Below are 10,667 nucleotides of genomic sequence, written 5' to 3' on the forward strand. Positions count from 1 at the left end.
GGGGAAAACTTTTCCATAAAATCCAATATACTGCGTTGTCTTTCCTCGATATAGCTCGCTATATCTTCTAAAAGACGCCTTGTCTATTTAATTTTATGAAAATCTGAATTTCCAAATTAGAGTCGAACTCAGGTTATTAATTGCTGCTTCTGAAAATGACAGATGAGCCACTAGACACGGGGTGTTTACTTTTCAAAATTTTTAGCCCATTTAATGTCTCTTAAATCCAACTGGTGTCTCTTAGTTTCGAATTCTCTTTCTGTTAAAGGACCTAAAACATTTTCTTCAGCTACTGAATGAATTCCTGATTCAATAACTTTCAAAATGAAAAATTCTGTTTCAACCAATTCTCTTTTCACAATTATATAATTGTCATTATTCCCAATTGCCGTTATAGGCTGCTCGATTAAACCTATCCCACCCCATTCTTTATCTTCAAAACCTAAATGAACGTTTTTAAATCCATAATCTCCTGAAATATAATAGTTTCCAACTATCTTTTCTGAATCTCCATCTTCTCCTACAAAACAACTCTGAAAGCATAGGACTGTTAAAAGCAATATAACAATATGTATATTTTTCATTTTTTTAGTGATTACTACTATTTCAGTGGATTATAATATCATACTCCCATTATCGGATTTCTTTTTATTTTAACCTTTGATTAAAATAAAAAGAAATGTGAACACACATTTAATCTTTCAAATTTCACCTAAAGCTTTTTTCAGCTTAAAAGATTATTGAAACGAAGTTTCAATATGACAAGACCCCTGACTCCCGACCTTCGGTGCGGGACAGGTTCCGCATGGGTGACGCACAGAGCAAATCAATTAGTAAAACTCGCAATTCATAAAAAAAAGCGCAGTCTCCTGCGCTTTTAAATATATCTAAAATCTCTTAGAGCTATAAATTAATAACCTCCACGATATTTATAAGTCTGTGCTACTTTATCAATTGCTACTATATAAGCTGCAATTCTCATTGGCACATCATACTCAATGGAAGTTTTATAAACCACTTCAAATGCATCTTTCATAATCCTGTCTGAACGTCTGTTTACACGCTCGCGAGTCCACTTGTACCCTAATCTATTTTGTACCCACTCGAAATAAGAAACCGTAACACCACCGGCATTCGCTAAAATATCCGGAGCCACCATGATTCCTTTTTCGTTTATAATATTATCTGCTTTCGCTGAAGTAGGACCATTAGCTCCTTCCACAATAAGTTTAGCCTTAATTTTGCTAGCATTTTCATGTGTAATTACATCTTCTTTAGCAGCAGGAATCAAAACATCCACTTCTAAAGTCAAGATATCATTACCATCGATTTTTTCAGCTCCTTCAAAGCCTTCTAAAGTACCGTTATTATTGTTTCTATATTCAATGGCTTTCTTAATATCTATTCCCTTATCATTAAAATAGGCGCCAGATATATCTGAAATAGATTTAATAGTTGCACCTCTTTCTTCCAACAATAACGCAGCAAAAGAACCCACATTACCAAATCCCTGAACGGCCATAGTTGCCTTATAAGGATTAATTTTCAGTTTCTCCATTGCAGCTAAAGCCGATACCATCACTCCACGACCTGTTGCTTCATTTCTTCCTAATGACCCCCCTAAAACTAAAGGCTTACCCGTTACCACAGCATTAACTGTCATACCTTTTGACCTTGAGTAGGCATCCATCATCCAGGCCATTTCTCTTGGTCCTGTTCCCATATCAGGAGCAGGAATATCTCTATCTTCACCAAATACATCTACCATTGACTCTGTATAAGAACGAGTCAATCGCTCAATCTCTCCGGCAGACATTGCTCTCGGATTACATTTGATACCTCCTTTGGCACCACCATAAGGAATATCCACAACAGCACATTTCCATGTCATCCAGGCAGCGAGTGCTTTTACCTCGTCAATATTAACGCCCATATCATAACGCACACCACCTTTAGACGGTCCTAAAATAGTGGAGTGAATCACACGATAGCCTTCAAAAACCTGAATAGAGCCATCATCCATGGTGATGGGAAGGTTAACTATCACCTGACGAGCAGGAGATTTCAATACATTGTAAATTTCATCGTCTAAACCTAAATGTTGAGCAGCGATATGAAATCGCGACATCATAGACTCGAAAGGATTTTCTAAGTCTTTAATTGGAGCCGGTTCGATATAACCCATAGTAGTATTTTGTTTTTTTTTAAAAACTTTGCGGTAAAATTAAGTATTTGTTAACTGATTTTTACTTTTTCGACTACTAATGTTGAAAAAATCATTCAAAAAGCATCAAAAAAGCAGAAATAAATGGTGCGGATAGCAAAAGCCCATCAAATCTGTCCAAAAAGCCGCCATGACCAGGAATAATGGAACCTGAATCTTTTACTTCAATACTTCTTTTGAAAAGAGATTCTACCAAATCACCATAAGTACCCGTAATTACTATTATTCCTGCAATACACAACCACTGCCAATCTGCAATCTCATCAAAATTGGACGCCATGATGATAGCAAAAATGAAAGCTAAAATTGTTCCGCCTAAGGCCCCTTCCCAGGTTTTCTTAGGAGAAATTCTTTCAAATAATTTTCGCTTCCCAAATTTCACTCCTGCAAAATAAGCACCTGTATCACTTGCCCACTGAATAAAAAGAGCACCTATTATGATCTGAAAACTATAGGTACCATTATAAAAAACGGCAATGTGTAAGAGCGCAAATGGAACCGCTACATAAATAATTCCTAAAAAGGTATAGGCAATATTCGTAAAAGGCTTGCTATCATTCTTTTTATAAAGCTTTACAAAATAAACGGTGGAAGCTATGGGCGCAATTGCAAAATAAACACGAGGGTCAAGATGTTCTGCATGAACCAAAAATGTGATGCTATATATGGATAAACCCGTGATAGTTCCCCAAAATTTCAGCGGCAACATTCCGTCTAAGCCCACAAGCTTATAAAATTCGAGTTGGGTCAATGCGCAAAGGATAAAAAAGACTGCAAAATAGGTCCACTGACTATAAACTATTGCAGAAAGCATAATGGCAACCCCCAATAAAGCCGCAATAATCCTTTGGGTTAAGTTATTATATTTACTCAAATTTGATATCATCTTCAATTAGTTTTATCGCACGCATTACCTCGTCCACAGTAACTACGATTTCGTAATAGCCCAGCTGATAGGCAAAATCTTTTTTATCTACAATAATCGGTTGCAAATCTTTGTTCTGCAAATAATCTTTTACGATTTGTGCCTGATAGAGCTTATCGGTTTTATAAACAGTCTTCCAGTTTTTCATTCAGCAGCACCCCTGTTTATGAATTGCTTAAAATAACGGAAAAATATGAGACATGCGAATAGTCCAATTATAGACACATAAATGGGAACGGCTTTATCTACCTCCATTGGATCAAAATCATCCACATATTTTGGACCAAGATACATGACAATAACTGCCAAACCATTATTTACAAAATGGGCTAAAATAGGATACCAAATATTACCAGAATATAGATAAATGTAACCAAATAAAGCCCCTAATAATATTCTGGGAACAACCCCAAAGAACTGCATATGAAAGGCTCCGAAAATAATAGCCGTTATCCAGATGGCTAAATGTGCATTTCTGGTGGCAGTTTGCAATTTATTTTGCAATAGCCCTCTGAAAACTAACTCCTCACCAATTGCAGGAAAAACACCTATAATCACTAAAGCTATCAACATTTCCCCAAAGCTATCATATGAGCTCAGTAATTCTGTTAATTGCATCAGTCGGTCTTCCATGCTTCTTGCCCACTCGCCAAATCCTTTCATAAATTCAGGAAATTCAATATTCATATTCCATTCGATAATGATGGAATTAAATATCATAAAAGAAAATGTAGCTAAGACAATTAAAATAGAAGGCTGGATACCTATATTCTTTTTATTAAAATAAGTTTTTAAACTCATTTTGTCCATCGCTTTTATGAAAAAGAGTGCAAAAATCGTGAATCCAAGGAAATGACTTATTCCCTGAGCGACATACATAAAGATTTTACTTTTTGGGCCAAAAGGCGGCTCCAAAAGTTGTTGGCTTTCCATGAAACTAACGCCTGTGACCAATACAGCTATACCAGTGCCGATTAATTGACTGAAAAGATTCCAGGCCAAAAACAGCAATACAAGGTAAAAAATAGAAGTCCAGGGATTTTTATGCAGAATTTGTGGGTTGTTATGCTTTAAAGAATTCATATAGTGCGTAAATTTACACCAAATTTAAGATTATCAAATTGGTAAAGATAGGAAACATATCATTAGGCGAATTTCCATTGCTTTTGGCACCCATGGAAGATGTAAGCGATCCGCCTTTCAGAGCAGTGTGCAAAGAAAATGGTGCAGACTTGATGTATACAGAATTTATTTCATCAGAAGGCTTAATTCGTGACGCCATCAAAAGCAGGCAAAAACTGGATATTTTCGATTACGAAAAGCCCATCGGCATCCAAATATTTGGAGGTGATGAGGAAGCTATGTCCATGGCAACCAGCATAGTAAATGCAACTCAACCTGATTTGGTCGATATCAATTTCGGATGTCCTGTTAAAAAAGTAGTGACCAAAGGTGCTGGTGCCGGAGTATTGAAAGATGTGGATTTAATGGTTAGACTCACTGAGGCAGTGGTTAAAGCTACGGACTTGCCGGTTACGGTGAAAACTCGTTTGGGATGGGATGAAAATTCTAAAAATATTGAAGAAGTAGCAGAAAGATTACAAGATGTAGGAATAAAAGCATTGTCTATCCACGGCAGAACTCGTCAACAAATGTACAAAGGTGAAGCTGATTGGGACCTGATTGCAAAGGTCAAAAATAATCCTCGAATCCATATTCCGATATTTGGAAATGGAGATATTGACTCTCCTGAAAAAGCATTAGAATATAAAAATAGATATGGAGTAGATGGACTCATGATTGGCAGAGCAGCTATTGGTTATCCATGGATCTTTAACGAAATCAAACATTATTTCGAAACAGGAGAAATACTACCTCCTCCCAATTTGGATGACAGAGTAGAAACTGCTAAAAAACATCTAAAATTTTCAGTAGAATGGAAAGGCGAAAAATTAGGAATATTTGAAATGCGAAGACATTATACTAATTATTTTAGAGGCATCCCACATTTCAAACCCTATAGAACAAGATTAGTGGAGGGTGAGAACTATCAAGCAGTTTTGGATACCTTAGACGAGGTGAATGAAGTGTTTTCTGCTCAAATAATGGAAAATTTATGAGTGAGAAAGAATCTGTAAGCCCGGTCTTAGTTTATAGTTTATTAATTTTATTAGCGCTCATTTGGGGAAGTTCATTTATCCTTATTAAAAAAGGACTTCTTGTTTTTTCCGCTGGAGAAGTTGGAGCGCTAAGAATTTTTTCCGCTGCGCTTGTATTAACACCTTTATCCTTACCTAAACTCAAAGGCTTGAATAAACGCCAATGGAAGTGGTTGTTTATCTCGGGCATGGTCGGCAGTTTTGCTCCAGCCTTTCTATTTGCTTATGCTCAAACTCAATTAGAAAGTGGAATTACAGGAGTTTTAAATGCATTGACTCCAATTTTTGCACTTTTGGTAGGAGTGTTTTTCTTTAAAGGAAGCCTAAAATTAAGGGACAGCCTGGGAATCGCTTTGGGTTTTGCGGGGACAATAGTATTAATAGTAGCAGGCTCGGGTGGAGAACTAGGAAACTTTAACTTTTATGCCATTTTCGTAATCTTGGCAACGCTATGTTATGGCTTTAATCTGAATATCATTAAAACTCAATTTAGCATACTTACACCTAGAATGATCACTAGTATTTCTCTGGTTCTCATTGCTCCTTTAGCTGGTGGTTATTTATTTGGCTCAAGCGATTTTGTAAGCAAAATGCAATATGAAGAAGGCGCTTGGCGAGCTTTACTTTACATCAGCATCTTGGGCGTGGTAGGAACCGCATTTGCATTAATCCTTTTTAACCGCCTAGTGAAATTGACTTCCCCCGTGTTCACCAGTTTTGTGACTTACCTAATTCCAATAGTAGCTATTGCCTGGGGATTGTTAGATGGAGAAATTTTAGTCTTTGGTCATTATATTGGAATTGTATTAATTATACTAGGAGTTGCCTTTGCTAATCGTCCTAAAAAATAATATTTGGATGATTCCAATATTACTAAAATATTCCAATGATTTAAATTTGGATAACATTAAGAAAACACTTTATTTATTCAATAAATAGTTTTTGTTTTCAGTTAAAGCATTTATTTTTGCTGCAATTAAAACTAACCGACTAAAATTATGAGTGATAACGAGAAAACCAGATACAGTGCTGCTGAGCTTACAGAATTTGAAGAGTTAATCACTAACAAATTAAATAAAGCTAAAGAAGAACTAAAATATATAAAATCTACCATTACCCGTTCTGGTGATTCAGGCACAGACGGCACTTCAGGAAACGTAAAAGTTTTGGAAGATGGTGCAGATACCATGGAAAAAGAAAGCATGAATCAATTGGCAGCCCGTCAGCAGAAATTCATCGTTAATTTAGAGAATGCCTTAGTAAGAATTAAAAATGGCACTTATGGAGTTTGCTCTGTGACTGGCAAATTAATTTCTAAAGAAAGATTAAGAGCTGTTCCACATACTACTCAATCTATTGAAGCCAAATTAGCACAAGATAGCTAATGGATTTTCTGCTCAACCATATTGAGGCACTGATTTTCTGTTCAACTTCTCCTTTGAAGTTGCAGGAAATTCAGAAATGCTTGTCCGAAATGTTTGAAGCAGATGTACCAAAAGAAGACATAGAAGGTGCGCTTGAAAAAATTCTCAAAAAATACGAGTCAGACGAATATTCATTTCAAGTAGAGCATATTGGTGGCGGATACCAGTTTATGACTAAGCCTGCCTATCAAGCCAGTATAGGTATTATGCTCAAACAACAATCCAAAAAACGATTATCCACCTCAGCTCTAGAAACCCTTTCCATCATTGCATATAAGCAACCTATCACTAAAGGTGAAATGGAGCAAATTAGAGGTGTGAATTGCGATTATACAGTTCAAAAACTTTTGGAAAAAGAGTTGGTCGAAATAAAAGGAAAGGCAGATGCCATTGGAAGGCCAATCCTATACGGTACAAGCCAGAATTTCATGGAGTATTTCGGCATCAATGATTTGAAAGATTTACCTACCCCAAAAGACTTTTCCCAAGATGAAAACCAAATAGGGAAAGAAAACGAGGATTAGTCAGAATTGCTTTTTGGATTGAAATATAATGAATTTAGCTTGTCCTTGAGTTAAAGAGAAGCTTGTTGATATCTAAATTGGAGTTGAATCCTGCTTAATTATTTATCTCCTGTTTTCCTCGGTAAAATCACAATACTGCTTTTTATCGATTTAAGAGCACTTTCTCTTTGTTTTATGGTGTCCCAGAGAGCAGAATTAAATAATAAACTGCTGATTATTGCATAATAATGCTAGCTTATCCATTCATACTTTTTCCATTGATGAAAAAGTATGCAAAAAATCTAGGTAAAATGATGCTACTTCCTGCAAATGCCAACGCCTGCCTGCCATTTTACCCTCCAACCCGCTTTTTCGCTAAGGCGAAAGTGGGGGAGTTAGCCATTAATGAACTCAACAAATAGATTCAGTCATATTATACCCTTATTTAACTTCTCTTTACTTGTTTTTGGATATTTTTAGAATGTTTGACTAAAATATTTATCCTTTGAATAACTAAGGTGTCCCAGCGAGGAAAACAGGAAATATAATAAATTTAGCTTGTCCTTGAGTTAAAGAGAAGCTTGTTGATATCTAAATTGGAGTTGAATCCTGCTTAATTATTTATCTAACAAAATATAACTAGGTCTGAATACCAAATCAAATTTGACCGATTTTTCGTATCTTAGCTAAGTAGTTTTAAAACTAGAGGTATGAGCACTTCCGTAAAAATTCAAAATATACTTTCTCAAATTAAGAAATTGGATTATGAATCCAGACTTTCTTTAGCAGAGCAGTTAATTAAACAATTAAAAATCACCAAAAAGGAAGCCAAATCCATTTCTCACGACTTAACTGAATTAAACACACTTGGATCTGAAATCTGGAGAAATGTAGATATTGATAAATATGTGGAACAAGAAAGAGAATGGGATTAAAAGACATATTCTTCCAGAAGACTTTTTTCATAGATACTGCCCCCTTAATTTACTATATTGAGGGGCATTCAGATTACAAAGAAAAGCTTATTGAGTTATTTTCAGCTAATCATAATGGAGAAATTCACTTTCAAACATCAACTTTAACTCTTTTAGAAGTTTTAGTTCAACCCATACGATTGAAGAAATTAAAACTAGCTAAATAATACGAAGAAATACTAACAAATTCAGCAAATATTGATGTTTTTGATATCGATATTGAAGTTTCAAGACGAGCCGCCAATTTGCGAGCAAATTATAATATAAAGACACCAGACTCCATTCAAATTGCCACAGCAATTGAAAAAAATGCAGATTTCTTTTTCACTAATGACAAAAATTTAAGCCGAGTGAATGAAATTGAAGTTTTAACACTGGAAGACATATAAAAGGAAGAAAGCTCACAGGAGAAATCACGTATAAAGCTGTTTTAGAAGCTGTGGAGATAAAGGCTTTGGCTTTTAATGACAGGATAAAAACCAAATAGGGAAAGAAAACGAGGATTAGTCAGAATAGAAGCGTAGTTTTGTATTGAAATAGTGACGGACATATGTTAGTCAGTTTATAAATTTCATTGCTATGCATAATAAGAAATCTCCCAAAGGTCAAAAACCCCATAAATCACATCAGGTAAAGAAGTTTTCCAATCAAAGAAAAGCGGAAACTCCTGATTATGATATTAAAAAACTAAAATCTGCTGAGACTAAAGAAAAAGAGCTTAAGGAAGGCATTCGTTTAAATAAATTCATTGCCAATGCTGGTATTTGCTCCAGACGAGAAGCTGACACGCATATTACCGATGGGAAAGTCAAGGTCAATAATAAGGTCATTACAGAATTAGGCTTTAAAGTAAAGCCTATGGATGATGTAGCCTTTGAAGGCAAGCCCATCAGAAGAGAAAAATTGGTTTATGTATTGCTTAATAAGCCAAAAGGATTTATCACCACCATGGATGACCCAAAAGGCAGGAAAACGGTGATGGATTTAATTTCTGCGGCAGGAGATGAGCGCATTTACCCTGTTGGCAGATTAGACCGCAACACCACAGGGCTTTTGCTGTTCACTAATGACGGAGAACTAGCCAAAAAATTAACCCACCCCAAACATAAGATCAAAAAAATCTATCAAGTAGAATTAGATAAGCCTATTACAGAAGAAGATTTCCTTAAAATTGAAGAAGGAATTACCCTGGAAGATGGAGAAGTGAAGGTAGATAATGTGGCCATTTTAACTCCTGATGCCAGAACTATAGGCATGGAAATCAAAATGGGGCGTAACCGAATTGTAAGAAGAACTTTTGAGCACTTAGGTTACGAGGTTGTAAAATTAGACCGAACCACTTTTGCAGGACTTACTAAAAAAGATTTAGCAAGAGGGAAATGGAGGTTCTTGAAGGAAAAAGAAGTGATTAATTTGAAGCATTTGAGGTAATTGGTCTTTTAGATACTACCCTAATTATTTCTATGTTGAGCTATAAAATATTTTTTATAGCTCATAATTATTTATAAATTGAGCTATAATTAATCAACTTATAGCTCATGCTTTGGAATTGGAGACATAAAAATTGGCCAAAATTCACTTATTCTGCGGAAAAATTGGTGGACTTTGAAAATACATTCCTTCATAAAGCAGGAGTACTTTTTGGAAGCTTGAAACATGTGAGTAATGAAGATCAAGACACTTTAAAAGTTGATCTGATGAGTGATGAGGCATTTAAATCTTCAGAGATTGAAGGCGAGATTTTAAATCGAGATTCTCTCCAATCTTCAATTAGAAAGCATTTTGGCTTAAAGTCAGATAATAGAAGGGTAAGTCCAGCAGAACATGGAATATCGGAAATGATGGTTGAGTTATATAAATCATTTGATTCACCATTGTCTCATAAGCAACTTTTTGGTTGGCATCAGATGCTTATGAATGGTAGAAGAGATCTTGACAATATTGGAGAATATAGAAGCCATGAAGATCCCATGCAAATAGTGTCTGGAAGAATTGATCATCCAAATATACATTTTGAAGCTCCACCTTCTCGCATAGTACCTGATGAAATGGAAGCTTTTATTTCTTGGTTTAATAATTCTAGCAAACTTGGTCCACTTACTAGGGCTGGTATAGCACATTTGTACTTTGAAAGCATTCATCCTTTTGAAGATGGAAATGGCAGAATAGGTAGAGCCATTTCTGAAAAATCGCTTTCTCAAAGCCTAAATCGGCCTACTTTAATTGCCATGTCTTATGTTATTAATAGCAATAAAAAGAAATATTATAATGCATTGCAATCCAATAGTGTTGGACTGGAGATTACTGATTGGCTAATTTATTTTTGTGAAATGGTTTTGGAAGCCCAAGACTATACTCAGAGCTTAATTGAATTTCTGATAGAAAAAGGAAAATATTTCATCCGTTTTAACAATTTATTTAATGAAAGGCAGCAAAAAGTAGTAGATCGTATTTTTAA

At 35.4% G+C, this 10,667-nt stretch carries 14 protein-coding genes; 9 read left to right on the plus strand and 5 right to left on the minus strand.

Translation table 11 applies throughout. The features are described from left to right. Positions 1-185: 185 nt before the first annotated feature. The 5 genes from Q0L29_RS10750 to Q0L29_RS10770 all read right to left on the minus strand — a co-directional run bounded on the left by Q0L29_RS10750 (position 186) and on the right by Q0L29_RS10770 (position 4,232). Entirely contained in the window at positions 186-584 is a 399-nt protein-coding gene (locus tag Q0L29_RS10750) for a hypothetical protein (protein ID WP_296621553.1), read from the minus strand. Positions 585-910: 326 nt separating this feature from the next. After that, positions 911-2,185, minus strand: a complete 1,275-nt coding sequence (locus Q0L29_RS10755; protein ID WP_296621554.1) for a Glu/Leu/Phe/Val dehydrogenase — start codon at positions 2,183-2,185, stop codon at positions 911-913. 91 nt (positions 2,186-2,276) lie between these two features. Further along, a complete protein-coding gene (locus Q0L29_RS10760) occupies positions 2,277-3,110 on the minus strand; it encodes a phosphatidate cytidylyltransferase (protein ID WP_296621555.1) in 834 nt (277 codons plus the stop codon). After that, positions 3,091-3,297, minus strand: a complete 207-nt coding sequence (locus Q0L29_RS10765) for a hypothetical protein (RefSeq protein ID WP_296621556.1) — start codon at positions 3,295-3,297, stop codon at positions 3,091-3,093. The genes Q0L29_RS10760 and Q0L29_RS10765 overlap by 20 nt, the downstream gene beginning before the upstream one ends. Next, on the minus strand, positions 3,294-4,232 hold the full coding sequence (locus Q0L29_RS10770; protein WP_296621557.1) for a CPBP family intramembrane glutamic endopeptidase: 939 nt from the start codon (positions 4,230-4,232) through the stop codon (positions 3,294-3,296). Before Q0L29_RS10770 ends, Q0L29_RS10765 begins: the two co-directional genes overlap by 4 nt. A gap of 38 nt (positions 4,233-4,270) precedes the next feature. Between Q0L29_RS10770 and dusB the strand changes: the two genes are divergently transcribed. The 9 genes from dusB to Q0L29_RS10815 form a co-directional block, all read left to right on the plus strand. Further along, positions 4,271-5,269, plus strand: coding sequence for a tRNA dihydrouridine synthase DusB (dusB, locus tag Q0L29_RS10775; protein ID WP_296621558.1), 999 nt, complete (start codon positions 4,271-4,273; stop codon positions 5,267-5,269). Next, positions 5,266-6,159: a DMT family transporter gene (locus tag Q0L29_RS10780; RefSeq protein ID WP_296621559.1), complete on the plus strand. Its 894-nt coding sequence runs from the start codon at positions 5,266-5,268 to the stop codon at positions 6,157-6,159. The genes dusB and Q0L29_RS10780 overlap by 4 nt, the downstream gene beginning before the upstream one ends. A 147-nt stretch (positions 6,160-6,306) precedes the next feature. Beyond that, positions 6,307-6,693 (plus strand): TraR/DksA C4-type zinc finger protein, encoded by a 387-nt coding sequence (locus Q0L29_RS10785; protein WP_296621560.1) that lies wholly within the window; start codon positions 6,307-6,309, stop codon positions 6,691-6,693. Next, positions 6,693-7,256 (plus strand): SMC-Scp complex subunit ScpB, encoded by a 564-nt coding sequence (gene scpB / locus Q0L29_RS10790; protein WP_296621561.1) that lies wholly within the window; start codon positions 6,693-6,695, stop codon positions 7,254-7,256. The genes Q0L29_RS10785 and scpB overlap by 1 nt, the downstream gene beginning before the upstream one ends. Positions 7,257-7,945: 689 nt before the next feature. Further along, positions 7,946-8,170, plus strand: a complete 225-nt coding sequence (locus tag Q0L29_RS10795; protein WP_296621562.1) for a hypothetical protein — start codon at positions 7,946-7,948, stop codon at positions 8,168-8,170. After that, entirely contained in the window at positions 8,161-8,376 is a 216-nt protein-coding gene (locus tag Q0L29_RS10800) for a hypothetical protein (protein WP_296621563.1), read from the plus strand. The genes Q0L29_RS10795 and Q0L29_RS10800 overlap by 10 nt, the downstream gene beginning before the upstream one ends. A gap of 9 nt (positions 8,377-8,385) precedes the next feature. Beyond that, positions 8,386-8,598 carry a PIN domain-containing protein gene (locus tag Q0L29_RS10805; protein ID WP_296621566.1) on the plus strand — a complete coding sequence of 71 codons (213 nt, stop codon included), beginning with the start codon at positions 8,386-8,388 and terminating at the stop codon, positions 8,596-8,598. A 190-nt stretch (positions 8,599-8,788) separates the two neighbouring features. Beyond that, a complete protein-coding gene (locus Q0L29_RS10810) occupies positions 8,789-9,640 on the plus strand; it encodes a pseudouridine synthase (RefSeq protein WP_296621564.1) in 852 nt (283 codons plus the stop codon). A gap of 107 nt (positions 9,641-9,747) precedes the next feature. Further along, positions 9,748-10,667 (plus strand): Fic family protein (locus Q0L29_RS10815; protein WP_296621565.1); only part of this gene is annotated, 920 nt, incomplete at its 3' end.

It is taken from the genome of Marivirga sp., from assembly GCF_024636815.1.
Taxonomy (GTDB): domain Bacteria; phylum Bacteroidota; class Bacteroidia; order Cytophagales; family Cyclobacteriaceae; genus Marivirga.

Coding starts and splice junctions, on each gene's coding strand:
- Q0L29_RS10770 (WP_296621557.1), bottom strand. CDS start 4,232: ATGAATTCTTTAAAGCATAACAACCCACAAATTCTGCATAAAAATCCC.
- scpB (WP_296621561.1), top strand. CDS start 6,693: ATGGATTTTCTGCTCAACCATATTGAGGCACTGATTTTCTGTTCAACT.
- Q0L29_RS10750 (WP_296621553.1), bottom strand. CDS start 584: ATGAAAAATATACATATTGTTATATTGCTTTTAACAGTCCTATGCTTT.
- Q0L29_RS10785 (WP_296621560.1), top strand. CDS start 6,307: ATGAGTGATAACGAGAAAACCAGATACAGTGCTGCTGAGCTTACAGAA.
- Q0L29_RS10780 (WP_296621559.1), top strand. CDS start 5,266: ATGAGTGAGAAAGAATCTGTAAGCCCGGTCTTAGTTTATAGTTTATTA.
- Q0L29_RS10755 (WP_296621554.1), bottom strand. CDS start 2,185: ATGGGTTATATCGAACCGGCTCCAATTAAAGACTTAGAAAATCCTTTC.
- Q0L29_RS10800 (WP_296621563.1), top strand. CDS start 8,161: ATGGGATTAAAAGACATATTCTTCCAGAAGACTTTTTTCATAGATACT.
- Q0L29_RS10810 (WP_296621564.1), top strand. CDS start 8,789: ATGCATAATAAGAAATCTCCCAAAGGTCAAAAACCCCATAAATCACAT.
- Q0L29_RS10795 (WP_296621562.1), top strand. CDS start 7,946: ATGAGCACTTCCGTAAAAATTCAAAATATACTTTCTCAAATTAAGAAA.
- Q0L29_RS10765 (WP_296621556.1), bottom strand. CDS start 3,297: ATGAAAAACTGGAAGACTGTTTATAAAACCGATAAGCTCTATCAGGCA.
- Q0L29_RS10760 (WP_296621555.1), bottom strand. CDS start 3,110: ATGATATCAAATTTGAGTAAATATAATAACTTAACCCAAAGGATTATT.